Origin of the sequence: Micromonospora sp. LOL_015 (assembly GCF_048060275.1) — a bacterium.
GTDB lineage: Bacteria > Actinomycetota > Actinomycetes > Mycobacteriales > Micromonosporaceae > Micromonospora_E.
In genome coordinates, this window is record NZ_JBHMIO010000009.1 from 113,415 (window position 1) to 139,881 (window position 26,467).

Below are 26,467 nucleotides of genomic sequence, written 5' to 3' on the forward strand. Positions count from 1 at the left end.
GCGGGTCTCCTTGTCAGGACGTCGATCGGCTTTCTCGGCAGGTCGATCGGGCCGTTCTCGGGGCCTACCGGGTAGGTTCTTCCGGGCCCCAGGTCCAACCAACGACGTAGCGTCGCTGCGGCAGGTCGGGCGGGTTCTCCAGGCTCCGGCAGGTGACCCGGTAGGACCTGCCGGAGGGAGCCTCGATCAGCAGGGTGCCGGCGTCGACGGCGGCCACCCGTAGCCGGCGGGGCGCTCCGTCCAGCCCGGTCCCCTCCGCCTTGCCGGCAGCCTCCTTGGCCGCCCAGAAACAGGCGAACCAGAACCACCGGTCGCTGCCGGCACTGACCTGGTCGAGCAACGCGACCTCCGCACCGGACAGGGCGTAGTCGACCGTGCTGTCCGGCCGGTCGGTGACCTCGACGATGTCGATACCGACGCCGGGGCCGTCCGGCGTCAGCCGGGCCGGGCCGGCGATCGCCACGGCGGCTTCGGCGCAGTGCGCCAGGGACAGGTCGCACTCCCGCAGGTCCCGGCCGGGACGCAGGTCGGCACGCGGCCGGCCGTTCGGGTCGTTGGCAATGGTCAACTCGATCGGGTACACGTCGGTGTGCCCGGCGTCCCACTGTCGGAACCGCACCGCGTCCTTCGCCGCGATCCGGCCGAGCAGCCACTGTTTGCGGGTTTTCCCTGGTTGCCGCTCGTAGTCGGCGGACGCGGCGGTACCGAGGATGCCGCGCGCGGCCATCGACTGGGTGACCAGATCGGTCCAGCAGTCGAACACCGCCGTCCACCCATCCGGCTGACGGACCGACATCGGGTGACGTTCCGGGAATCGTTCCGCCGGACGTGCCTGTGGGTGGCTGTCGAACCGACGGTCGACCGCGCCGTCGATCTGCGCCCAGACCCGGCCGCCGACGGACAGCTGGGTGTCCGCGACCAGTTGCGTGTCGTCGATCGATCGGACCCGGGCGACGCACTCGAAAGCCGTGCCGGGCTCGGGCGGCGGGCCGAAGAACCGGACGTGGCCGAGACCGACCGGCAGCGCCACGGTGCGCACCGGCTGGGTGGTGATGAGCCAGTTCCCAATCAGCTGCAGGGCATTGTCCAGCAGGGCACCCGGCGGGACGGGCGCGGTGACCACGCCGCGTACGTGCATCTCGCCGAGGGCGTGCACCGTGGTCACCCCGTGGAACTGGGGACCGTGGAACATCAACCGCTCCGCGTACATCTCCTCGGCGCTGATCCGGGGAGCGGTCTCGGTGGCCGGGTCATGGGTCCACGGTTCGCTCACCGGGGCCGGATAGTCGGCGGCCACGTCGACCGTCGCCCGGGCGAAGCTGCCGAAGTTCACCGCGTACGAGTCCGGGCCGGCCGACCGTACGACGATCTCGACGTCCTGCGGCGGTGCCGCGATGGTCCACCGGTTGAACCGGGCGTCGCGCACACCGACCACCCGCAGACCGGGGACAGCCTGTGCGACGGCGTCCATCATGTGGTGCACGACGGTCGTCGCCGGCACCACCGGCCACCGGTCCTCCGGGTTCGGCCAGTCCTCCGGCTGCACGAAGAAGCAGTGGTCGAGCAGGTACGGCATGGTCTGCACGGAGACCCGCAGGGTGGTCCGGGCGATCTCGGTACGGGGCGGTGGGGCGGCCGTCGGCACCGGGGCCGTTGACACCGGGGCCGTTGACACCGGGGCCGGGCCGGCGGGTCGGGTGGCGGCGTCCAGCACGGTCACTGCGCCGTCCGCGGTGTCCCGCAACAGCGCGGCGAGCTCGGCGGCGGCCTTGGACCGGCTGGCGAGCCGGTGCAACGCGGTGAGCGAACCGGCCGACGGCTCGGATGCTGCCGACGGCTGGGCAGCGGCCGACGGCTCGGTTTCCGCCGGCGATTCGGCGTACGCCGGTGGCCGGGGTTCAGCAGGCGGCGCGGGGACCTCCTGTGTGGCGGCGGCGGTGGCCGACGGTTGGCCCCCGGCGACCGGCAGAGTGGACGGCCGGTGTGACGGCAGATCGGCCAGGCCGAGCAGGGTGTCGGCACCCGGCCCGAGGCGCACCAACGGGCCACCCAGGTCCAGCTGGATCTTCGGCCCCCGGCGCGGTGGTGCCGCCGGGGCAGCCGGTGCCGGCGTCGCCGGGGCGGCGGGTGGCCGCAGCGCCCGCAGGTCCGGTGCCGCGCCCTCCACCCACAACGCGGTGGCCACCCGGCGCAACTGATCGAGACCGGTACGGTGACCCACGTTGACCGGCATCGCGAGATGTTCCCGACCCCGCAGATTGTCGCTGACCAACGACGCCAACTGTCCCGCGCCGACCTGCAGGAAGACCCGGAACCCGGCGTCGTACATCGCGGCGGTCAACTGCCGGAACCAGACCGGCTCCATCATGTGCCGGACGAAGATCTGGTTGACCTGCTGCTCGTCGGCGGGGAACGGCGCCGCCAGGGTCGCCGACCAGACCGGGACCGTGGTCGGATGCACCCGCCAGGACTGCAGGGCGATGCCGATCGACCGCAGCCCGTCGGCGAACGCCGGAGTGTGGAAGGCCGACCGAAACGGCAGCTTCTGGCACAGCACGTTGCGCCGACGCAGCTCGTCGATCAGTCGGTCGACCTGCTCCTCCGGGCCGTTGACCACTGACTGCGCGGGCGCGTTGTCGTGGGACAGGACAACTCCCGGATAGCCGCCGAGCACCGGCGTCACCTGGTTGGCACCGGCACCGACGGCGGCGAAGACATAGCCGGACACCGCCACCGAGTCGGCGTCGAACAGTTTGAGGAAACCGTCCATGTCGGTGGTGCTGACCTGCCCGCTCACCGCCGCGGCGGACCATTCACCGATGCTGTGCCCGGCGACCGCGTCCGGTTGGATGCCGATCCGGCCGAGCACCTCGTCGAGGAACTTTCCCACTTCGATCAGGCCGGCACCGTGCCGACCCAGGTCGGCCGCGGACCACTCCCGGTCCGCGAGCCCGAAGTGCGCGGCCAGATCCTTGGTACGCGGCGTGAACTCGGCCTCCAGCCCGGGAAAGACGAACGCCAGCTTCCCGCCGGCGGTCAGCAGCGGAGCCGTGGTGAACCAGATGTCCCGGGCACCCCGCCAGGGCTCCCCCCGGCTCACCGCACGCCGGGCGGTGGCCAGCCGCTTGTCGGTCGGGTCCACCACACCGATCCGGCACGGCGGCGCGGCGTGCGCCTGCGGTCCGTCGGCGAACGCGGCACCCTCGCGCCGTACCAGCGAATCGTCGCGGTCCAGCAGCGCGGCGAGGCCGGCCGGGTCGTCGGCGGCCAGCCACAGTACCTGGTCCGCTTCCTCGACCTCGACGCGGGCCGGGCGGGCCGGCTGCCCGGCCGTACCGTTCGGCACGGCCGCCCAGGCGGACGGGGCGGACGGCGGCTGCTCGACGATCAGGTGGGCGTTGATCCCACCGAAGCCGAACGCGTTGACCCCGGCGCGGCGTGGTCCGTCGCTCTCCCACGGCTGGGCGGCGGCGATCGGCGCGAACCGGGTCGCGGCCATCTCCTCGCGGGGCTGCCCGCAGTGCAGGGTGGGTGGCAGGACGCCCCGGTGCACGGCGAGGGTCGCCTTGATCAGGCCGGCGATCCCGGCTGCCGGCATGGTGTGCCCGATCATCGACTTGACCGAGCCGATCACCGGCCGCGGCCCGCCCTGGTACCCGCCGAACACCTCGGCGACGGTGACGAGTTCGGCGGCGTCCCCGGTCGGCGTTCCGGTGCCGTGCGCCTCCAGTAGGCCGAGCGCGTCCGGCGCGGTCGGATCCAGGCCGGCGGCCTGCCAGGCCCGCCGGATGGCCAGCGACTGTCCGCTGCTCGCCGGGTTGAACATGCTCGCCGACCGGCCGTCGCTGGACACGCCGCTGCCGCGGATCACCGTGTACACCCGGTCACCGGCGTCCAGCGCGTCGGCAAGTCGTTTCAACACCACGATCCCGGTGCCCTCACCGATCAGCAGGCCGTCCGCCGACGAGTCGAACGGACGGATCTCACCCTGCCGGGACAGCGCCCGGAGCTGGCTGAACACCGACCAGAAGCTGATGTCGTGCACGTGGTGCACACCGCCGGCGAGCACCGCGTCCAACCGGCCGGCCCGCAGTTCGGTCACGCCCTGGTCGACCGCGATCAGCGACGAGGCACAGGCGGCGTCGATGGTGTAGGACGGGCCGCGCAGATTCAACCGGTTCGCCACCCGGGAGGCTGCGAGGTTGGGCACCAGCCCGATCGTGCCTTCGGGCTGCTGCGGCCCGAGCCGTTCGTCGAACTTGCGCCGGACGCGGTCGAGGCTCTCCGGCGGCAGGTCCGGGATCAGCTCCTTGAGGATGCCGATGACCTGGCTGGACATCCGGACCCGCTGGGCGTAGCGGGCCTGGGCCGGACTCAGGATCCCGCCCCGGCCGAGCAGGACGCCGATCCGGTCCCGGTCCGGCAGCCGGTCCTGGCCACCGGCGTCGTCGATGGCGGCGGCGGCGACCTGCAGGGTGATCAGCTGGTCCGGCTCGATGTCGCCGATCGAGGTCGGCATGATGCCGAAGCGCAGCGGCTCGAAGCTCGCGTGGTCGTCGACGAACCCACCACGCCGGCAGTACATCCGGTCGGGGCGGTGCGCCTGGTCGGGATCGTAGAACTCCTCGTCCCAGCGGTGCGCCGGCACGTCGGTGATGGCGTCGACGCCGTCGACCAGGTTGCGCCAGTAGGCGTCCAGGTCGGGGGCGCCCGGCATCAGCGCCGCCATGCCGACGATGGCGATCGTCTGGTGTGGGTCGTTCAGGTCCGACATCTGGTTCACCATCCCGAGGCGGTGTAGACCACGGAGGTGACCGCCCGGTCACCCCAGGCGAGCTCGCGTAGCAGACTCAGCGCGCCCTCCTCGGGATCGATCAGGTCGATGCCCCGGCGGGCGTACTCCCGGCTCAGCTCGGCGCTGACCATCCCGCCGTGCACCGAGCCCGGCGCCCACGGACCCCAGTGCACGGTCAGGCAACGTACCCCGGTGCCGGCCGCCCACCGGCCACCGATCCGGTCGAGCGCGTCGTTGGCGGCGGCGTAGTCGCTCTGACCCCGGTTGCCGTACGCGGCCGCGATGCTGCCGAACAGCACCACGAAGCGTGGATCGGAGCCGTCGCGCAGCGCGTCGAGCACCGTCACCGCACCTTGCACCTTCGTCTGGAACACCCGGGCGAACGACGCCGGATCCTTTTCGGCGATCAGCTTGTCCTCGATCCGGCCGGCCGCGTAGACCAGGCCGTCGATCCGTCCGTGCTGACCCTGGATCTCCTTGAGCAGTTGCCGGGTGGCGTCGGCGGCGGTGACATCGAGGCTGTGGTAGCGCACCTGGCTGCCGAGTTCCCGCAGCTCGTCCAGGGTCGCGCGGACCTCGCGGGCGGCCAGGATCGCGGTGGCCGTGCGGTCGATTTCCGCCGGTGCGCGCATCCCCTGGGCGACCAGCGCGGCCCGCAACGCCGGCTTGTCCGCCGCAACGGCCAGCGCCGGGGACTCCGCCTCCTGCGGCAGCGGGGTACGGCCGATCAGCTCGATGCGGCATCGGCTGGCGGCGGCCAGAGTACGGGCGAACCACGGAGTGATGCCCCGGGCACCACCGACGAGCACCACCACCGAGTCTTGGTCCAGACCGATCGCCTGGGTCTCGGCGACACCGTCACCGGCCGGTCCGGCACCGCCTGCGGCGAGCGGGCCGAGATCGACCGCGGCCAGGTCGACGGTCTGCCGGCCGGTCGCCGACCAGGTGACGATCGGGGTCCGTCCGCCACTGAGCAGTTCGGTGACCAGGCCGGTGGCAAGCTGGGTGTGGTCGGCGCCCGCCGGTGCCTCCAGATAGGTCACCGAAACCTGCGGGTACTCCCGTTGGATGGTCCGGAACAGGCCGGCGAATCCGTCGGTTCGCGGACCGGCGGTGCCGGCGGCGACCAGCCACCGCACGCCCGCCGCGAGGGCCTGCTTGATGAACGGGAAGCTGCCGGGCAGTAGCGACCCGCCGCTGTCACTCAGCCCGTCCAGGATGATCACGCCGTCGTAGCCGGCCACCTGGTCCGACCCACCGGCGTGAATCGATCCGGTGGCGCCTGCCGCGCCGTGCTGGGCGAGCTGCTCGGCCAGCGGTGCCAGGGCCGGCGACCCGCCGGTGATCAGGAACCGGGTGCCGGCGAGCGTCTCCGGCGCGACGACCGCGCCGGTGGCGGGAACTGGCCGGGCGACGAGTCGACGTGGGGCCGTACCGCTGTCCGGGCCGGATCCGGCCGGCTGCGCCGGAGATGCCGCCGGTGCCGCCTCAGGTGCCTGATCAGCCGCCATCTTCTCGGCCAACCACGCCACCATCGTGCGCACCGTCCGAGCCCGAACCAGCTCCTCCAACTCCGACTCGTCACCATCCACCGACAACCGCAACCGGGTCGCCACCTCACCAGCAACCTCAGCCCGCTTGATCGAATCGATACTCAGATCCGCCTCAAGATCCAAATCCAACTCGATCAAATCCACCGGATACCCGGTCCGCTCACTCAACACCTCCAGAATCGCCTCCTGGAACTGCGCCACCCCCACCGACACAGCCGCCGGCCCGGCCGCCGAAGGCGACATGGACACAGCGGGCGCCGAGACGGCCGGCGCGGTGGCCGTGGTCGGGACGGCCGGCGCGGTGGCCGTGGTCGGGACGGCCGCCGGTGATTCGGCCGGAGATGCCGCCGGTGCCGCCTCAGGTGCCTGATCAGCCGCCATCTTCTCGGCCAACCACGCCACCATCGTGCGCACCGTCCGAGCCCGAACCAGCTCCTCCAACTCCGACTCGTCACCATCCACCGACAACCGCAACCGGGTCGCCACCTCACCAGCAACCTCAGCCCGCTTGATCGAATCGATACTCAGATCCGCCTCAAGATCCAAATCCAACTCGATCAAATCCACCGGATACCCGGTCCGCTCACTCAACACCTCCAGAATCGCCTCCTGGAACTGCGCCACCCCCACCGACACAGCCGCCGGCCGTACCGCGACCGTCGCTGCCGTCGACACGGGATCCGTGGGGGTCGCCACCGACGTGGCGGCGACAGCCGGTGCGGGGGTCTTGTGGACCGTCGTGGCCGCCGGCACGTCCTCGCGCACTGGTGGAGCGGGCCAGACGGCGGGTGCCGCCGGAGCAGCCTGGGCGGCGGGTGCCGCCGGAGGCGTCGGGTCGGCAGGCGACGCCGGGATGGCCGGCAGATCGGTCACCCGGGGTGCGCTGGTCGGCGCGGACACCTCGGGGTAGCTGCTCGGCGCGGCGATCGCCGGCTGAGCCACCACCGACGGATATGCCGCAGGCCCGACCCACCCGTTGCCGGCCGGGGGCTGCTCCCCGAAGTACGCCAACATCACGTCCCGCTGGGAGGCGATCAGTTCCCGACTCGTTCGCAGAAACTCGCTGATCAGTTCGTCGCGCCCGTCCCGGTAGCCGGCTGCGGGGACGGGCCGGACCCCGGCATCGGCAGCTGGGAGGTGGCTGATCCCGTTGCCGGGCACATGGGCCACACCGTTGCCATGCCCGTTGCTTGGATTATGCCCGTTGCCGGACACGTTGCCGAGACCACGACCGTTTCCGGCCTCGGTGGATGCACTCATCAACAGCTCCTTGATTTGTCGGGGAGGCGTCATGCCGCCGGGCAGCGGCCGGCCATGCTGGTCGCGTACCAGCTGCCCGTCAACTGTCCAGACCGGACGCGACGGCGGCGGGGCGGACGCGATCTCGGCAACTCGCCGGCCGCGGTAGAGCCAGTCGGTCTGCACCGGGACCCCGGCGCAGGCCAGTTCGGCGACGGCGGAGAGAAAGCCACGTAGTCCGTCCGCCCGCCGACCGGCGCAGGCCACCGCCACGTGAGGGCGCTCACCCAGGACGGCGTCGACCAGCCGGGTGAGTACCTGGCCGGGACCGGTTTCGACGAAGACGCGGGCTCCGGCGGCGTACATCGCTTCGATCTGGTCGACGAACCGCACCGGGGCGCCGATCTGCGCGGCGAGTTCGTCGCGGATCTGGTCTGCACCACCCGGGTAGGGCTGGGCGGTGCGGTTGGACCAGACAGGGAGGCTGGGGGCAGCCACCGGATGACCGTCGAGGATGGATCTGAAGGCGGTGACGCCGTCGGCGACCACCGGGCTGTGAAACGCACAGGCCACCGCGATCGGCCGGGCAGACAGACCTTTCTCCTTGAGTACGGATACCGCGCGACGCACCGCCGGGGTCGGGCCGGAGACCACCACCTGCCGCGGGCCGTTGTGGTTGGCGAGCACCACCTGACCGGCCAGCCCGGCCCCGGACAGCACCTCACCGATCTGCTCGGCGGTGGCCGCCACTGCGGCCATCGTGCCGGGATCGTTGCCAGCGGCCGTCAGGATCGCGTCGGCGCGCCGGCGACTCAGCTCGAGCAGTGTCCGATCCTCGAATGCGCCGGCGACGCACAGCGCCACCAGTTCGCCGTAGCTGTGCCCGCCGGCCAGGTCCGGCCGGATGTTCAGCCGACCGAGCAGGTGGTGCACGGCGAGCCCACCGATGCCGAGCACCGGCTGGGCGATCCGGGTGTCCCGGACCCTGTCCTGTTGACCCCGGTCGTACTCGGGGTCGAACGCGGCCGGTGGGAAGAGCGGTTCGACGTAGTCACGGCCGATGCTTAGGAACCGCCGCAGCTCGGGGAAGCTGACGAACAGGTCGGCCAACGCGCCCGGGCGTTGGCTGCCCTGGCCCGGGAAGAGGAAGGCGACCTTACCGTCCGCGCCCGGTGGCTCAGCCGGCTGGAACAGCCCACGCGCCGGATCGTGCTCGCCGGCGATCGCCCGGCTCAGCAATCCGGCCAGATCGTCAAGGTCACTGGCGACGATGGCGACCTGCACCGGGCCGGACCGGTTCTCAGCCTGGCGGGACTGGGCGGCGGCGAGGTCGCGCAACCGCCAACGCCGGCCCAGGGCGTCGCGGGTGTCGATGGTGTCCAGTAGTACCCGCATCGCCTGGTGGGTGCCGGCCCGGTCGCCGGCCCGGAAGCAGAACAGCTCGGCCGGCCATTCGTCGCGGGCGTGTCGCGGTTCGGGTGCGTCGGCGTAGGCGCTGAGCACCGCGTGGAAGTTGGTGCCGCCGAACCCAAAGGCGCTGACCCCGGCGACGCGTTCGCGGGCCGGTGCCGCCCAGGGCCGCGCCGAGGTCTCGAAGGCGAACGGGCTCCGTTCGGGGTGCCAGGCCGGGTTGGGCCGGGTCACGTGCAGGGTGGGCGGCCGGACCCCGGTGTACAGCGCGAGCGTGGCCTTGATCAGACCGGCCAGACCGGCCACGCACTTGGTGTGCCCGATCTGCGACTTGACCGACCCGAGGGTGCAGCTGCCGGGCGTGGCACCCGCCTCGCTGAACACCGTGGTCAGCGTCTCCAGCTCGGTACGGTCGCCGACCACCGTGCCGGTGCCGTGTGCTTCGATCAGGCCGACCTGCGCCGGCGACACCCCGGCCTGCCGGTACGCGCGGTCCAGGGCCCGCCGCTGGCCGGCCGCCCGGGGCGCGGTCAGGCCCAGGGCCCGTCCGTCGCTGGACCCGCCGAGTCCTTTGACCACCGCGTAGACGCGGTCGCCATCGCGCTGCGCGTCGGACAGTCGCTTGAGCACGACGGCCGCGACGCCCTCGCCGAGCGCGATCCCGTCACCGGCGCTGTCGAACGAACGGCACCGCCCGGTCGGGGACAGCGCGTGCGCCGAGGTGAACATGAGGTAGTCGTTGATGCCGTTGTGCAGGTCGGCACCACCGCAGATCATCAGGTCGCTGCCGCCGCTGGCGAGTTCCTTGCAGGCGGCGTCCATGGCGGCCAGCGACGAGGCGCAGGCCGCGTCGACGGTGTAGTTGGGGCCGCCCAGGTCGAGCCGGTTCGCGACCCGACCGGCGATGACGTTGGCCAGGATGCCGGGGAACGAGTCCTCGGTGACGGTCGGCAGCTGCTCGTCCAGCTCACCGGGAACCTCCGGTAGGTAGGCCGGCAGCATGGTCCGCAGCGTCTGCGCGTGCCCCATGTCGCTGCCGGCCTCGGCTCCAAAGATCACCCCGGTACGGGAGTGGTCCACCCCGTCGCTGCCGGGGGTGTAGCCGGCGTCGACGAGGGCCCGCTGGGAGACCTCCAGGGCCAGTAGCTGGGTGGGGTCGATGCTGGCCAGGGCGGACGGCGGAATCCCGTACCCGATGGCGTCGAACGGGACCTCGGCGAGGAAGCCACCCCACTTCGAGACGCTGTACCGGCCGGTCTGACCGGGTCCGACCTCGGGCGCGTAGTAGATGTCCGGGTTCCACCGGTGCGGTGGCACCTCGGTGACAGCGTCGGCGCCGTCCAGCACGGTACGCCAGAACGCAGCGAGGTCCGGCGAGTTCGGCAGCATGCACGCCATGCCGACGATGGCGATGTCCAGCGGCTCCGCCGGCACCTCCGGCTCGGCCGGGGTCCAGTCGGCCTGCAGCCGCTGGGACCGGGCGGTGTGGAAGGCGACCGCCTGATCGGTGACCGTACCGTGCAGCGCCGCGACAGTGGTCTCCTGCTCCCGCAGCACCGCAACCTGGCCGGCCATGAACATGCCCTCGCTGAGCTGGGCCGCCTCGTCGACGGCCACCAGCGCGTCGCCGTCGCGCCGCTTACCCTTGCTGGCGATCCGCAGCCGGCCCACGTTGAGCAGCTCGAGGTGCTCCCACACCTGGCGGTTCTCCAGGCCGGCGGACTCGAGCTCAGCTCGCAGCGCGTGAAAGTCGTCGACGAAGTCGCTCTGCAGGCACCGGGTCACGTGTCCCGGTGCGGTCTCCAGCAACGCGGTCCGGGTCGCTTCCCGGGCCATCCGGGCGAAGGTTGGTTGGATCGCGCCGTGCGCGACGGCCTCCGCGGTGAACAGGTAGGCGGTGCCCATCAGCACCCCTACCCGGACGCCTCGCCGAGTCAGCGGGGCGGCCATCGCGGCGATCATGGCCGCCGACCGGTCATCGTGGATGCCGCCGGCGAAGAAGATCTGGATCTCGGCGGCCTCTTCCTGTGTCGCACCGGCGAGGTGCTCGGCGAGTACGGCGAGCTGCGCCTCCCACAGCGGAAAACTGGCCCGGGGGCCGATGTGGCCGCCGCACTCGGCGCCTTCGAAGATGAACCGGCGGGCACCGGAGCGCAGGAACTGGCGCAGCAGCCCCGGTGACGGCACGTGCAGGAAGGTCCGAATCCCTTCCCGTTCCAGTTCCCTGGCTTGTGGTGGGCGGCCCCCGGCGATGATGGCGAAGTCCGGCCGGATCCGCCGGATCACGTCGAGCTGGGCGGCGCGGATCTCCTCGGGCGCGAAGCCGAGCACTCCGACGCCCCAGGGACGTCCGCCGATGCAGGCGGCGGTGTCGGTGAGCATCTCCTCGGTGCGTTCGGCGGTGGCCAGCGCCAACGCGATGAACGGCAGCGCCCCGTCGGCGGCGACTGCTGCGGCGAAGCCGGCCTCGTCGCTGACCCGGGTCATCGGGCCCTGCGCGACCGGCACCCGCAGGCCGAGGTCCTGGGCCAACGGACCGCCGGAGCGCAGCACCTCGGCCGCAGCGGCGTCGGTCGCCGCGTCAACGATCGACTCGCGGATGCCACGGACCGCAGCCGCGGCATCGGACCAGCGGCCGACGAACTCGGCGGCCAGCCAGCCGTCCTGGCCGACCGGCAGCAGGTCGGCGCGGGCCGGGACACCGGCCGCGCCCGGCCGACGCGGAGCCCGTGGGATCCCCCGGTATCCGTCGAGCAGGACGCTCTCCGAGCCGTCCATCCGCCGGATAGCGGTCAGTACGTCGGCCGGCAGGTCCGACTCGGGCATCAGGGCTAGCTGGTTGTCCAGCACCACACCGGCGGCCCCGCCCAGCACGCAGGCGGCGGCCGTGTATGGCCCGATCCCGCCCAGCGCCCAGACCGGCACGCCCAGGTCGGCGGCGGTGAGTTGCTGGACAAGGACGAAGGTGCTCAGCTCGCCGACCTCGCCACCGGACTCCATGCCGCGGGCAATCAGCCCGTGCGCACCCGCCGCCGCTGCGGTCCGGGCCGCAGCGAGGCTGGTCACCTCGACGAGAACGCGGTAGCGGGTCACCAGTTCGGACAGGTCCCATGGCAGCTCGCCGGTGACGACCACCAGCTCCACCCGGCCGGGGGCGAGCCGTTCGAGGTCGTCCACCGAGGCCGGACAGCTCGCCGGTACGCGGACCGCGATCGGCCCGTCCGACCAGGCGGCCAACTGCTCCACGGCGCGCAGGACCTGTGGCCGGGTTCCGGCCAGGTCGAGCACGCCGGTGCCGCCGCCCCGGCGGACCGCGCTGGCGATGCGTGGGCTCGACTCGATCTCGCCGCAGGGGGTGTAGGCGATCACCAGGTCACGCATGTCGACTGCAGTACTCATCAGACTCCCGCTTCGTGAGCAGTGGTCCCGCATTCGAAGCTGTCCGCCGGAGGATCCACCGTTGCGGCAGCTCAGAGCGAATATTTTGCATCAATCTATGTCACCCTGCGGAGAAACTTAGCGGCAACCAGTTACGACCGTGTGAACTCTGCCGATCAATAACGCCGACTTGGTGCGGGCAGAACCAGGGCAACTGCCCGACTTCCGACGGCAACCGGCAACCAGGCCAGCCCCGAAGCGGTCCGGTAACTCAGGTCACACCGGACGGTCAGGCAATGGATTCGTACGCTTGGATCCAGCTCCTCGACGATGCCGTTCGGTACCCCGGGGCCGGGTGGACCGACGGCACCCGGCAGCATGGCGAGGTGGCCCAGCCTTCCCTCCTCGTCGGTGTCCGCGACAACGCGGCCGCCATGCGTGCTGGCGGGGACCTCGCCGGCGCGTGCGAATACCTGCTGCGGGCGCTGGATTCGGCCCGCGACGCCTTCGGCACAGACGAACCAGAGGTCCTGTGGACCGCGCACCTGCTGGCCCGCCTTCAACGTGAGGCCGGCGACCCAACAGCCGCCCGACGGCTGTTGGAGGAGTCGCTGGCAGCAGGCGAACTACGGTTGGGTGACCGGGAGCCGGTCATGCTGGCTATCGCGTACGAGCTCGCGACGCTCGCCGAAGAACTGGGCAACCGGCATGAGGCCCGCCGCAACTTCGCCCGGGTCGCCGCCGCCGGCCCGGCGCAGCTCGGTGATGACCACTGGCAGGTCCGGGCGGCCCGGGAGTACCTGGCCGGCCCGTCGGTCGCCGCGGTCGATCCGGCTCCCACCGCCGCGCAGCGCGAGCCAGACCTGCCGACCCGACCGGTACCGCCCACCCGGCCGACACCGCCGGCACCGGCACCCCCGGTTTCCGGCCGGGAGGTAACGACCGCCGCCGATCGGCCGCCGCCGTTGTCCACCGCCGTGACCGGACCGGCCGCGGGCGTTTCGGCACCGCCGCAGTCCCTACCGGTCGTCGTCGCGGTCGGCGCCGCGGCCGCAGCGGTCATCGCCGCCGTGGTCGTGGTCATCGTGGGCGTCACCGTCCTGCTCGACGGACGAGCCACCACACCGACCGGACCGGAACGTCCAGGGTCCGACCCCACTGCGGTCGGCGACCCGCCGACCGCCCTGCGGCTGACCGACGACACCACGGCCGTGACGCTGACCTGGTCCGACCCGACCGCGGGAACGGTGCCGTTCATCGTCGCAAGTGGTCGTAGCGGACAGCAACTCGGCGCACTCGCCACGGTCAATCCCGGTCAGACCGTATTCACCGTGAACGGGTTGAATCCCGAACTCGACTACTGTTTCGCGGTGCTCGCCGTCTACTCCGCCGACGAGTACGTCCCCTCGGACCAGGTCTGCACCGACCGTCGGACAGCCGATCCGGACTAGTCGACGAACTCGGTGTTGATCAGCGGAAACATGAATCTCCGAGCAGTTCTTCGGTAATCCCGTCCGACGTTGTCCACAGGGACTGCCAGAGCAGTTTCCGGTGAGCGTGACGGCCCCATAGGATGGCCTCCGGCCGGGTGTCGGGGGCGGCTTCGGCCGGCGATACGGACGACGGACATCAGACGACCGACGGGCGGAAGGCGACCTACTGTGGTCACCACGGGCGACGGCAACACACACGACGGCGGCACACGGCAGAGCGCCGGACCCGACAGCCGGCGCCGACGCGGCCGCGGCACGCTGGTAACTGTCGGCACGGTCACCGCGCTCGTCGTCGGAATGGGGCTGACCGTGCTCGGGCTCGGCGCGGCCGACCACGCGGCGGCCGGCTACGACGCGAGTTCGTGGTTGTGGAGCTCCGCCCGAAGCGAGCTGGCCAGGGTCAACGGGCTCACCGGGCGGGTTGACACCCGGGTCGAGGTCGCCGACGCCCAGGGCCGCCAGACTCAGGTGGCGCAGACGGACCAGTTCCTGATCCTGCGCGAGCTGGCAACCGGCAAGGTCAGCTCGCTCGATCTCGCCACGTTGCAGGTCGGCGCGACAGTCCAGAGCACGACCGGGCTCGGGGTGAGCGTGGCGATGCAAGGCGACGCGGCCTTCATCATCGACGCAGTCCAAGGCGTGGTTCGTCAGATCGACCCCAGGTCGCTGCAGCCCGTCGGCGACCCGGTGCGCTACCCGCCAGGGATCGCCGGTGGACACTTCGACGGCGCGGGTCGGCTGTGGATCGCAGTGCCGAGCGAGGGCACCGTCTCGGCGATCACCGCCGCGCCGCTGCCGAGCGACCCGGCGCAGGGCGTGGCGGAGTCCGTCTTCGACTCATCGATCCCCCGGCCAGCCGCTACCGAGCCGGAAACGGACGCCGCCGATGCCGCCGCCGGGCCGGCCCGAGTCCGGACCGTGCCGGTCGCCCCGCCCAGCAACGAGTTGACCATCTCCGCACTCGACGACGGCGTCGCGGTGCTCAACCGGACAGCGGGCGCGCTGACCCTGCTGCGCGGCGGGGACCGCCGCGAGGTGCCGCTCGACCTGGACGGTTCGGGCGTTCTGCCGGCCCGCACGACCGGCAGCCTGGTCGCGGTCACCGTTCCCGAGCGGCGACGCATCGTCCTGGTCGACGACGACGAGGTCCGGCAGCTGTCGGTGCCGGGCAGCGGATCCGCACTACGTCCCGCCGTCAGCTGGGCGGGCCGGGTCTACTGCGCCGACGAACGCAGCCGGGAGATCTTCGCGTTCGACGGAGCGGGAGCACTGCTCCCGTCGATCGACGTCACCGAAACCAGCGGCCCGCTCGACCTGGAGGTCCGGGAGAACCACCTGTTCATCAACGCGCCCGACGCGGCCACCGCCCGGGTCGTCACCGACGCCCACGAGGTACGGCAGGTGGACAAGTACGCCAACGACATCCTCGGCGGTGATCCACCGCCGGCGCCACCACCACCGCCACCACCACCGGAGCCGACGGTCGGCCGACCGGATGCGCCACGCGCGGTCAGCGCGGCGGCCGGCGACACCACCGTGCGGGTCAGCTGGCAGGCGGCCGCGGACAACGGCTCGAGCATCCAGCGGTACGTGGTCACCGGCGACGGCCGCAGCTTCGAGGTGGGAGCCAACCAACGGTCGTTCGAGGTCACCGAGCTGGTCAACGGCGAGACGTACCGGTTCTCGGTCCATGCGGTCAACGCCGAGGGCGCGGGTCCCGATCGGGAGTCCAACCCGGTCGTCCCCACCGCCGAGGTGCCCGACGCCCCGGCGAACGTCACCGCGCAGGCCCGCGCGGACGGCTCGGTCGCGGTGAGCTGGCCGGCCGCCGACGGCCAGGGCAACGTCATCGGCGGCTACACGGTCACCGCGGTCTCGGCCGAGGCCACGGCGCCGGTCGGCGACGTCGCCGGCACCGAGCTGGTCCTCGCGCCCGGGTCACTCGACTACGGCAGGCAGTACGCGTTCACCGTCGTCGCGGTCAGCGACCAGGGAGCCAACTCCACAGCGTCACCGTTGAGCAACTCGGTGGTGCCCTATACAACCCCGGGCGAGCCGGCGGCCGTCGAGGCGACCACCGTCGCCGACCAACGGGGAGCACTCCGGGTCGGCTGGTCGCCAGCGCCGGACAATGGGCGGCCGATCACCCGATACGTGGTGACCGCCGGCGACCAGCGCACCGAGGTGTCCGACGGCACCGCCGTCACCGTGACCGGGCTGGGCGACGGAGCCGACGTGACGGTCTCGGTGCATGCGGTCAACGAGGCCGGGGAGGGCTCGGCCGTGAGTACCACGGCCCGTACCGTCGCCGAGCCGAAGGTTACCGTCACCGGTGCCACCGCCGGCACCAACTCGGTCACCCTGAGCTTCTCGGTGGATGCCGGCGGCGGGAACGTCACCTGCAGCGCGGCGGCCGAGGGCGCGGCCCCCGTCACCGGCAGCTGCGACAGCATCCGGGTCGACGGACTCTACCCGGGACGGTCCTACCGGTTCACCGTCCGGGCCAGCAACGCGGCCGGCACCGGCACCGCCACCCACAGCCGGGCGACCGCGGACCTGTACGGCACCGCCACCTGCGTCAACGGCCCGGACGGTGAGCAACGCACCTACTGCGACGACGATGTTCCCGGACGCAACGGCAATGAAATCTTCTCCGTTCCGGAGCAGGACAACAGCAGTCAGGTCGGCTGGGTGCCCGACGGCACCCGACTCACCGCGCTGTGCCGCCGCCAGGGCGGACACGTCGACGCCTGGATCTACAACGGCGGCAAGGCCAGCACCTGGTGGATCCGGGTGGAGTACAGCGGGAAGAACTACATCCCGTGGGCCTGGCTGAACCTGGCCGGCGGCGACGACCTGAATCAGCTGCCCACCTGCTGACAACGCCCACCCGGACAGCCACCGATCCACCCTGGCGAGGAGACCAGCCGCAGTGACCACGACCACCCCGCTGACGTCCCACGAGGTGACCGGCTTCGCCTCGACCGCCGCCCGACTGGCCGGGGAGATCTCCACCGTGGTGCTGGGCAAACCGCAGGTGGTGCGACTGACCCTGACGGCCCTGTTCGCGCAGGGCCACGTCCTGCTGGAGGACGTGCCCGGGGTGGGCAAGACCACGCTGGCACGGGCCGTTGCCGCGACGGTGCACGGCCACTGGCGTCGGATCCAGTTCACCCCCGACCTGTTGCCCGCCGACGTGTCCGGAGTGACCATCTTCAACCAGTCCACCCAGGGGTTCGAGTTCCATCCCGGCCCGGTGTTCGCCAACATCGTCATCGCCGACGAGATCAACCGCGCCTCGCCGAAGACCCAGTCGGCGCTGCTGGAGGTGATGGAGGAACGCACGGTCACCGTGGACGGCGTCCGGCATCCGGTGCCCCGGCCGTTCCTGGTGGTGGCCACCCAGAACCCGGTCGAGATGGACGGCACCTACCGGTTGCCGGAGGCCCAGCTGGACCGGTTCCTGGTCCGGTTGTCGGTCGGCTACCCCGATGAGCAGACCGAGATCGAGGTGCTGCGCGGGGCCACCCTGCGGTCCCCCGAGGCGCTCGACCCGGTGACCGACACAGCCACCGTCGGCCAGCTCATCCAGCTGGCGCAGCGGGTGCACATCGCCGACCCGTTGTACGGGTACGCGGTGCGGCTGGCGGCCGCGACCAGGACACACCCGCAGATCCGGGTGGGGGTCAGTCCACGCGGGGTGATCGCGCTGACCCGGGCGGCCTGCGCGTACGCGCTGATCGGCGGCCGGGGGTTCGTGCTGCCCGAGGATCTGAAGGCCCTGCTGGAGCCGATCTTCGCGCACCGGCTGCTGCTCACCGCGGACGCCCAACTGCGTGGCGTCACGGCGGCCGAGGTGCTCGCCGACGTGGTCCGGTCGGTCCCGGTGCCGCTACCGGCCGGCCAGCCGGCAGCGGCCGGGGCCTGAGCCGCCGACCCATGAACGTCACCGCCCGCTGTCTCGGCCTCGGCGTCACCGCCGCCCTGCTCACCGCCGTCGGGTCCGTGCTCGGCTATCCGGAGCTCGCACTGCTCGGCACCGCCGGGCTGACGGTGGTCGGCTACGCGGCCGGCTACGCGCTGTGGCAGCCCCGGCTGTGGGTACGCCGTACCGTCGAACCTGACCGGGTGAACCGCGGCGACGCGTGCACCGTGACGTTGCAGGTCGGCAACCTGCGGCGGTGGGGCGTGGCGAGCGTCCTCGCCGAGGAGCGGTGCGGCCGGCGGTGGATTCCGGTGCCGCTGACCCAGCTGCGCTCCGGCGCCACGACCACGGTGCGCTATCCGGTACCTACCAATCGCCGGGGTGTGCTCCCGGTCGGCCCGTTGCGGGTGCTCCGCCGCGACCCGTTCGGTTTAGTCGCCGTGGCACGGGCGGACGGCGAACCGGTACGGGTATGGATCCGCCCACAGGTGCATCCGCTGCGTGCGGTGCCGGCCGGGATCGCCCGGAGCCTGGACGGCCAGATCGACCGGGTGCCGCACGGCAGCATCACCTTCGACTCGTTGCGGGAGTACGTCGTCGGCGACGAACTGCGCCGGGTGCACTGGCGGACCAGCGCCCGGATCGGCCAGCTGATGGTGCGGGAACACGTCGACACCAGTCTGCCCCGGATGGTGGTGCTGCTGGACAACCGGACGGCCGCGTACCACGACCAGGCCGACGGGGCGTCGGCGACGTTCGAGTCGGCCTGCGAGGCGGCGGCGTCGGTGGTCGATGCGGCGACCCGGGCCGACCTTCCGGTGCTGCTGCAGATGGTCGTCGACCAGCCGCCGCCGGACGACACGCCGAGTCGGCACCCGCTGGACCGGCTGGCCGAGGTCACGCTGGCCGGTACCAACCGGCTGACCGGCGGGGACCCGGTCCGACAGGTCTGCGACCAGCTGCGTCAGCAACGACCCGGCGACACCCTGATCTATCTGGCAGGCACCGGCGATCCGGACGCGGTCGCCCGTATCGGTGGGCTGCGCGCAGTATTCGCGAGCGTTCTGGTCGGCCGAATCACCGGTGCCGTCGACCCGTCGGCGGTCGGGGCACCGGCGGTGGGCGCCCCGACCGGGCTGGCCGGCGTGCTGTTCGTCGAAGCGGACGACGGGGTCGGCTTCGCCGCCGGCTGGGATGCGGCAGGTGACCGGTGACCAGAGATCGGACGACCAGGCTGGCGCGTCTCGGCGCGGTGGCGGCGGCGCTGATCGCGATGACCGGGTCAGCAGCGGTCCTGCTCGGCCGGATCTACGACGGGGCGGCGGCCGGCTGGCTGATCGCCGGCGCCGGCTCAGCGGCGGTGCTGGTCGGCACGTTCGCCCGGCGGCTACCGAACTGGCAGGTGGCGCCGCTGTCGGTCGTGCTGATGGCTGGCTACCTGCTGGCGGCCGGATGGTGGACGGCGGACCGGGCGGAGCTGACCGGCCCAGTGACCCGGCTACTCGCCGATGCCGCCGCGAACGGGGTTCCCCGGCTGCTGACCGCGATGATCCCGATGGAGGCGGTGCCGGACACGGTGGTGGTTCCGGTCGTGGCCAGCTGGCTCGCCGGCTTCACCGCGACCGAGCTCGCGGTACGGGCCCGGCGCATGCTGCTCGGCTGCCTACCGCCGCTGCTGTTGTTCGGCGCGGCCGCGTTCGTGGTCGGGCCGAACGCCGAGCCGGCCCGGTGGCCGGCGCTGCTGTTCGTCGCGGCGGCGGCGGTCGGGCTGCTGGTCACCGCGGCACCGGTGCCCGCTGCCCGGCCGAGCGAGCCAGCGGCAACGGTCGACCAGCCGGCCGGGCCGGGCAGCGGTGGCGGTGGTGGCGCGCTGACGGCGGTACGGCTGCGGACGGCGGCGGTGTCGTTGGCCGGCGCGGCCACCGTACTGCTGCTGGTGGTGGTGAGCGCCCCGTGGGTGGTGGCCCGGATCGCGACGACCGACGTCGACCCACGCCGCTACGTCGCACCGCCGCAGGTGGAAATTCTCGACGAGAATCCCCTGATCAGGATCTCCGGTTGGGCGCTCAATCCCGACCAGCCGCTGTTCGACCTGCGGGTCGGCGCGTCGCTGGTCTCGACGGTGGACGGGCGACGAGCTGCTGGGGCCGGCCCGCGTCCGACCGGAGACGGCGCGCTGCGGTTGACCCTGGCTGTGCTGCACGACTACGACGGCATCACCTGGCGGGTCGGCGGGACCTATCGCAACGCTGGCCGGGTGCTGCCGCCGGTCGAGGACGCTGCGGCGTCGCGAACCGACGCGTCGTCAACGGACGCCGTACGCCAGGAGATCACCGTGGCCGAGCTGTCCGGCCGGCTACTACCCGCGATCACCGCCCCGGTACGGGTCGACGGCGTCCGGGTCGCCTACGACCGGGCCAGCAGCACCTTGCTGCACCCCGAGGGTCTCACTCCCGGCGTCACGTACGCCGTCGACTCGGTGCCGCGTCGACCACCGCTGAACGCGCTGACCACCGCAGACGTGCCGGCCGGGGAGTCGGTTGCCCGGACCCTGCGGGTGGCCGACGGGGTGCCCGCGGAGATCCGTCGGCTCGCCCAGCAGCTCGCCCGGGACAACGGTGCGCCGTACCAGCGGGCGCTGGCCGTCGAGCAGTTCCTCGCCGACCACTACCACCTTGTCGCCGACGCGCCGAGCGGGCACGCGTACCCGAATCTGGGTTTCTTCCTCTTCGGGCCGCGCGACGCCGGCGGCCAGCGGGGCACCTCCGAGCAGTTCGCCGCCGCCTACGCGCTGCTCGGCCGGCTGATGGGGCTGCCCACCCGGGTGGTCGTCGGGTTCGTGGTGCCGTCCGGCGACGCGTCGGTGCACGGCAGGCACGCGGTGGCCTGGCCGGAGGTGCTCTTCTCCGGTGTCGGTTGGGTGCCGTTCGATCCGCTGCCCCGACCGGACAGCGCGCCGCGCCCGATCGAGGAGGAGTTCCGGCCGGCACCGGACGAGCCGCCGCCGGTCGAGCCGTCCGCGCTACCGACGGTCGACCCGCCGCCGTCGACTCCGCCGCCAGTGGCCTCCGCACCGCCGGGTGGCCGGCCGGCTGGCTGGCTGCTCGGCGTCGTCGCGGCGACGGTGGCCGGAGCCGGCGCCGCCGGATGGATCGGCGTCGTCCTGCTGCTGCGTCGCCGGCTACGCGACCGGCGACTCGACAGCGGCCTACCCGCGCACCGGATCTGCGGGGCCTGGCTCGAGGTGCTCGACGCGCTCCGGCTGGCCGGTCACCCGGCCGGGGTGCACATGTCCGCCAGCGAAGTGGCCGGACACGGTCGGGCGCTGCCGGACGGTGCGGCGCTGCCCCGGCTCGACCCGCTGGCCGAGCTGGTCAACCTCGCCAGCTTCGCACCGGGGCAGACCGACGACGAGCAGGCCCGGCGCGCCGGTGGTTACGCCACCGTCTGGGTGGCGGCGCTACGTGCCCGGCGGCCGTGGTGGCAGCGGCTGGTCTGGTCGCTGCACCCCGGTCCGCTGCGCTGGGACGGTCGCCGGCGGACAGCCGCCACCGCCGACACCACAGGGAGCGGTTAGCCTTACCTAAGGACGGCGGCGGGAGGCGGACGGTGACCGGGACATCGGGCGACACCCAGACGGAGTCACTCGCGCAGCTGCTCGGCGGGCGACGGGGCGCCATCGACGCCACGCTGCCGGCGGTGGCGTACGGCGTCGGATGGGTGGCCGGCGGGGAGTCAATCTGGGTCGGCGTGTACTGCGCGGTCGCGGTCGGTGTGGTGATCGCCGGGGTACGCCTGTGGCGTCGCGACCGGCCCCGGTCGGTGCTGATCGGGCTGATCGCCGTCTGCGTCGCCGCGGTGATCGCGCTGCGCACCGGTCGGGCGTCCGATTACTTCCTGCTGCAGCTGCTGTCCAACGCGGCGAGCGCACTGGCCTGGGTGCTCAGCATCGTCGTACGGTGGCCGCTGCTCGGCGTGGTGGTGGGCGCGGTGCTGGGCCAACGCACCCGGTGGCGCCGGGACCCGGCGCTGCTGCGCGCATACGGTCGGGCCAGCTGGGTCTGGGTGGGGCAGTACGTGACCCGGGTGGCCGTCTTCGTCCCGCTCTATCTCGCCGACCAGGTGATGGCGCTGGCCGCCTTACGGGTCGCGCTGACCTGGCCGCTGGTCGCCGCCTGCCTGGCGGTGAGCTGGTGGGTGCTCCGCCGGTCGCTTCCGGCTGGACACCCGGGGATACGCCATCCGTTACCGGCCGACCTACGGTGACGAATCGGCCTCCCGTACGACCCGGGGCCGGTACGGATGTGACTAGAGTGACACGCTGTCCCGACCGCATCCGCACAAGGAGGCAGACGTTTCCGTGGCCGAGAAACCTGCTGACTCCGCTCGCGGCACCATTCGCAGCGACTCCGCTGCGGACAGTGCCCTCACGCAGCCGACCGTCGAGCTGAACGCGCTGCCCGGTGGCCGGCCGCCGGGCCCGAGGGTTCCGGACGCACCAACGGTCGAGCAGCCAACGGTCGAGCAGCCAACGGTCGAGCAGCCGATCGTCCAGCCGTCGAGCGCCACGGCTCGCCGGGGCCGTCGGGCCGCGGACCGCCAGGCTGACGCGTTCGACGAACCGACGGTCGAGCAGCCGGTGGTCCGCCCTGCGGCCGTCCATCCCGCTGCCGACGCCGCCGACGCGAACCGGCCCGCCGGCCCGGCACAACCACCGGTTGGACCGACCGGCACCGCAGCGGAATCGGCACAACCGTCAGCGGGAGCGGCCGGCACCGGGCCGGGACCGACGGGAACCCTGCCAGGACCGGCAGCGACCGCGCCACCGGACGAGCCGGACCGGTTCATCGCGCTGGCCCGCCGGTACGGCTGGGTGGTGGCCGCCGGTTCGGTCGCCGCGGTGGCGCTGCTGTGCTCGGCACCGTTCGTCTCCGGCAACGGACTGTTGTGGAGCCCGGCGAGTTCGACGGGCTCGCCGACCGCGACGGCGGGCAGCGCCCCGGCCGCGACCGTCACGCCGGAGGTCACCGACACCTCGCCGGCCGCCGGGAACGGCGACGGCGGGGAGTCACCCGAGGTGCGGCAGGCCGAACCGCCGGCCGTGCCCCCCGAACAGCCCGCGTCCGACCCCGCCCCTCCCCCTCCCCCGCCCCCGTCGGAGGACCCGCCGGCGTCCAGCGCCGCTCCGCCCGGGGGCGGCGAGCCGGAGCTGCTCGGCCCGGACAACAGCGACGATCTCCGAGGCATGCTGGACAGCTACTGCAAACAGGAGCACGGCGGCGAGTGGATGGCGTGGCCGCGCGACTGGCCGGACAACGGCACCGACTGGGAATGCGTCCGGCCCTGGACCCGTCATGACCGGGATCTCGACGTCCGCCGGGCCTGCGCCGGTCGGTACGGCGAGCCGGTCATCGCCGAGGTCGGCAGTCGTCGGGACGCGTACAGCTGGCGGTGCTACCGGGGCTGACCTCAGCCGACGAACACAAGGGTGTGGTGGGCCGACCGGGATCGCTGCGTTGGCCAATCCCGGCCGACCCACCACGGGCGGGCCTGACCGTGGGTATCAGGCCGTCTGCGGTGGTTCGGCACCGTCAGGCGGTGTCGAACCGTTTGGTGGGACGGTGGTACGTCGGTGTCGGTTCAGGTGATGAATCGTGGTGAAGGTGTCCGGGCGGGCGGGGCCGGCCGCCCACCCGGACACCGGTCTCAGTTGTCCGGGAACAGGTGACCGAAGTCGGCGTAGGCCATCGCCAGGTCAGCCTGTGCCCAGAACCGGTGGTAGCGGAACTCCGGCTCCGGCCCACCGTTGAGGTACGCCTCGACCTTCGGCCAGTCCGGGTCGTCCAGGTAGAACGACCGGATGTCCAGGAAGCTCGCGCCCGGCTCGATCACGTCGCCGTTGGGCATGGTGCCCGACCAGCCGTTCGGAATGTACAGACCCTGCCCGGTGGAGGCGTTGTAGACGTCGTCGAAGCGACGGTAGTCACCCCTCGTCTCCACCGTGGATGAGCCCTGCGCGTCGGCGTTGGCGTACAACGCGTCCAGCAGGCCCTTGGCGGTGTCGCGGGCCTCGGTGTCACCGGAGGCAGCCGCGTACCACATCAGGGTCCGGGCGTACGCCGATGCAACGCCGACATCCTGACCGGTGCCGACGACTTCGACGTGCAGGTTGTTGTTCGCACCGGGGTTGCCCGGGTTCCAGGTGTCCGGCGCGCCGCTCCACTCCATGGTCGACGGGATCGAGAAGTCCCCGCCGGTGCCGATCTCGGTGTGCGAGATGGCCCACGGCACCCACTTGTCGAGAATCTGCTTGGCCCGAGCGTCACCGGTCACGTAGTAGACCTCGGCCACCCGCTGCAGCGACCAGACCTGCATGCCGAACCACTCGTTGCTGCCCGGGTCGTGGTAGACCGGGTGCTCCGTGTAGTACATGCCGTAGAAGGTCGGGGTGCCCGACGGCGGCTGGGCGTATGAGCCGTTCCAGCTGTTGGTGGCACCGCCGGCGATGGCACCTTCAGCGGACTGCAGCCACTGGTAGAACTCCATTTGCCGGTCGAAGCTTTCAGTCCAGTCCTGCACCGCGGTGGCGCCGCGCGGCCGCAGCTCCGGCACGTTGGTCAGCGCCCAGGCGGCGAACGGGTTCTGGTAGCCGAAGTGGTTGTGGCTGGAGCCGATCCGCCACGACCAGGCCGCCGAGGTGTCGGTGGCGCCACCCCAGGCGTAGTACCAGGACATCAGGTAGTGCGCGGAGTCCTTACCGGTACCGGCCGGGCAGCTGGACGGGCCGACACAGTTGCCGATCTGCTTGAAGTACTTGTCGAACATCGCGTAGCGCAGGTAGTCGCCCATTCGGGCGGCCTTCGCGACGGTGGCCGCGACCGCGCTCTCGTTGCCCTGTTCCTCCGCCCAGACGAGCGCCCAGTAGGCAGCCTGAATGGCGCGGGCGTCGGCGTCCGGCGCGTTGGTGTACTTCCACTGCGAAGCCGGGGCGTTGTCCTCGGCGATAAACAGGTCCAGGTAGCCGTTCGGGCCACCGTGCACTTTGGTGTCACAGGACGGCTGCGGGACGGTCTCCCAGACCGACTCCTGCGGGCCGCGCTGGAAGGTGTTGATGTACGCGGGTCGGGTGGTGCCGTCACCGCAGCGGCCGTAGCCGTAGACGTTGTCCACGTCGAGCAGCCAGTGCATGCCGTAGATCTCGCCGGTGCCGTACGCCGACTGCAGCTCGTTGCGCAGCGGGTCGGTGCCGACCGGAACGTTCTGGTTCAGCCGCGATGGGTACTGGTCGGGGCGCAGGTACTCCGAAGCGTACTGCGGGGTACCGGGGACACCGGCGGTCGGCTGGTCGGCGGTGCCCGGGATGATGTACTGCTCCATCACGGTCCACGCGTTGTTGAACGGCGCCCAGTTCTCGGTGACCCGGCCGTAGTTGGCCTCCAGCCAGATCCAGAAGCTGAAAGCTTCGGAGGTGGTTTCGTGGCCGTGGTCCGGGGCCTCGACGATCAGTGTCTCGATGGAGTGGTAGGGCACGCCCTCGGGGCTGAAGTACCCCGAGTTCTTGATCTTGCCGTACTGCTCCAGGAAGCGCTCGATGTACTCGTTGTCGCCGCCAGGCGAGTCATTGTCGATCTCGGTGACCACGATGGCCAGTGGTGCCAGACCACTCGCCGTGGCGGTGATCGTGGCCGTACCGCTGACCGTGTCGCTGTCCTCGGCGGCCGACACGGTGACCGTCGCCCCGGTGTTCCAGTTGCCCGGAGTGAGGGTGACCGACGACGGCGACCGGGTGATGCTGTTGTCGCCGGAGATCGCCAGGCTGACCGGCACGTTGCTCGTCGGAGCCGAGTTCAACCGCAGGTTGAAGGTGTTACTGCCGCCTTCTTCGACACTTACCGAGGAGGGCGTGGCGATCAGCGTCGGACCGGGATTGGCCGGGTTGACGGTAAACGACCGTTCGGCGGTGGCGCTGGCGCCGGCGTTGTCGTACGCCCGAGCCTGCACGGTGTAGTTGCCGGCCGGCAGGTCCTCCATGACGTACTGGTAGGGGCTGGTCGTGTCGGTGTTGACCAGCAGCCCGTTACGGTAGAACTCGACCCGGTCGATGGTGCCGTCAGGGTCGCTGGCGGTCGCGGTCAGCGGGACGTCGGCCGGCGCGATGAACGGCCCCGACGGCACCGTCAAGCCAACCGTGGGCGGCTGGTTCTCCGCCGCGCCGTTACAGGTCACGCCGTTGATGGAGAACGAGGTTGGCCGGGGGTTGGATCCGGTGTGCGAGCCGTTGAAGCCGATGCTGGTGGACTGACCGGTGGCCAGGTTTCCGTTCCAGGCGGCGTTGGTCGCGGTCACCACGTTGCCGGACTGGGTCCAGTTGGCCGACCAGCCCTGGGTGACCCGCTGGCCGCCCGGGAACGTGAAGCGCAGGGTCCACCCGGTGAGCGGATCACCGAGGTTCTCGATGGTCACGTTGGCGGTGAAGCCGTTGTTCCAGTCGTTGGTCGAATAGACGACGTCGCAGGCGGTGGCCGCGTTGGCGACGCCGGGAACGGCGGCGACACCTCCGACGACCATCACGCCAGCGGCGAGCATTGCCAGCCGTTGTCTCGTCGCGGTCAATCTCATGTGCGGGGTTCTCCTCGCGAACCAGGCCGAGGCAGTGAGGTGCACCTCGGCTTGG

Annotated in this window: 10 protein-coding genes; 7 read left to right on the top strand and 3 right to left on the bottom strand. The window is 71.8% G+C overall.

Annotation, left to right across the window (positions count from 1 at the left end; genetic code table 11):
* Positions 1 to 64: 64 nt before the first annotated feature.
* Both ACFHWU_RS11235 and ACFHWU_RS11240 read right to left on the bottom strand, forming a co-directional pair.
* Positions 65 to 4,774 (bottom strand): beta-ketoacyl synthase N-terminal-like domain-containing protein, encoded by a 4,710-nt coding sequence (locus ACFHWU_RS11235; protein WP_416590496.1) that lies wholly within the window; start codon positions 4,772 to 4,774, stop codon positions 65 to 67.
* A gap of 5 nt (positions 4,775 to 4,779) precedes the next feature.
* Positions 4,780 to 12,396 carry an SDR family NAD(P)-dependent oxidoreductase gene (locus ACFHWU_RS11240; protein ID WP_416590498.1) on the bottom strand — a complete coding sequence of 2,539 codons (7,617 nt, stop codon included), beginning with the start codon at positions 12,394 to 12,396 and terminating at the stop codon, positions 4,780 to 4,782.
* Positions 12,397 to 12,671: 275 nt separating this feature from the next.
* Here ACFHWU_RS11240 and ACFHWU_RS11245 point away from each other — a divergent pair, with 275 nt between their 5' ends.
* From ACFHWU_RS11245 to ACFHWU_RS11275, 7 genes are all read left to right on the top strand, one after another.
* On the top strand, positions 12,672 to 13,826 hold the full coding sequence (locus ACFHWU_RS11245) for a tetratricopeptide repeat protein (RefSeq protein WP_416590500.1): 1,155 nt from the start codon (positions 12,672 to 12,674) through the stop codon (positions 13,824 to 13,826).
* A gap of 300 nt (positions 13,827 to 14,126) precedes the next feature.
* The gene (locus ACFHWU_RS11250) at positions 14,127 to 16,748 is read left to right on the top strand and encodes a fibronectin type III domain-containing protein (protein WP_416590534.1); all 2,622 of its coding nucleotides are present in this window, start codon (positions 14,127 to 14,129) and stop codon (positions 16,746 to 16,748) included.
* A 52-nt stretch (positions 16,749 to 16,800) separates the two neighbouring features.
* The gene (locus ACFHWU_RS11255) at positions 16,801 to 17,796 is read left to right on the top strand and encodes an AAA family ATPase (RefSeq protein WP_416553410.1); all 996 of its coding nucleotides are present in this window, start codon (positions 16,801 to 16,803) and stop codon (positions 17,794 to 17,796) included.
* 11 nt (positions 17,797 to 17,807) lie between these two features.
* Positions 17,808 to 19,007 (top strand): DUF58 domain-containing protein, encoded by a 1,200-nt coding sequence (locus tag ACFHWU_RS11260; protein WP_416590502.1) that lies wholly within the window; start codon positions 17,808 to 17,810, stop codon positions 19,005 to 19,007.
* Positions 19,004 to 21,370: a transglutaminaseTgpA domain-containing protein gene (locus tag ACFHWU_RS11265; RefSeq protein WP_416553414.1), complete on the top strand. Its 2,367-nt coding sequence runs from the start codon at positions 19,004 to 19,006 to the stop codon at positions 21,368 to 21,370. Before ACFHWU_RS11260 ends, ACFHWU_RS11265 begins: the two co-directional genes overlap by 4 nt.
* Positions 21,371 to 21,402: 32 nt before the next feature.
* Positions 21,403 to 22,059 carry a DUF3159 domain-containing protein gene (locus tag ACFHWU_RS11270; RefSeq protein ID WP_416590504.1) on the top strand — a complete coding sequence of 219 codons (657 nt, stop codon included), beginning with the start codon at positions 21,403 to 21,405 and terminating at the stop codon, positions 22,057 to 22,059.
* Positions 22,060 to 22,153: 94 nt separating this feature from the next.
* Positions 22,154 to 23,260 (top strand): hypothetical protein, encoded by a 1,107-nt coding sequence (locus ACFHWU_RS11275; protein WP_416567698.1) that lies wholly within the window; start codon positions 22,154 to 22,156, stop codon positions 23,258 to 23,260.
* Between the two features lie 239 nt (positions 23,261 to 23,499).
* Here the strand turns inward: ACFHWU_RS11275 and ACFHWU_RS11280 are convergent, their stop codons facing one another.
* On the bottom strand, positions 23,500 to 26,412 hold the full coding sequence (locus tag ACFHWU_RS11280) for a glycoside hydrolase family 48 protein (protein WP_416567699.1): 2,913 nt from the start codon (positions 26,410 to 26,412) through the stop codon (positions 23,500 to 23,502).
* Positions 26,413 to 26,467 lie beyond the last annotated feature (55 nt).

Coding starts and splice junctions, on each gene's coding strand:
- ACFHWU_RS11235 (WP_416590496.1), bottom strand. CDS start 4,774: ATGTCGGACCTGAACGACCCACACCAGACGATCGCCATCGTCGGCATG.
- ACFHWU_RS11280 (WP_416567699.1), bottom strand. CDS start 26,412: ATGAGATTGACCGCGACGAGACAACGGCTGGCAATGCTCGCCGCTGGC.
- ACFHWU_RS11245 (WP_416590500.1), top strand. CDS start 12,672: ATGGATTCGTACGCTTGGATCCAGCTCCTCGACGATGCCGTTCGGTAC.
- ACFHWU_RS11260 (WP_416590502.1), top strand. CDS start 17,808: ATGAACGTCACCGCCCGCTGTCTCGGCCTCGGCGTCACCGCCGCCCTG.
- ACFHWU_RS11240 (WP_416590498.1), bottom strand. CDS start 12,396: ATGAGTACTGCAGTCGACATGCGTGACCTGGTGATCGCCTACACCCCC.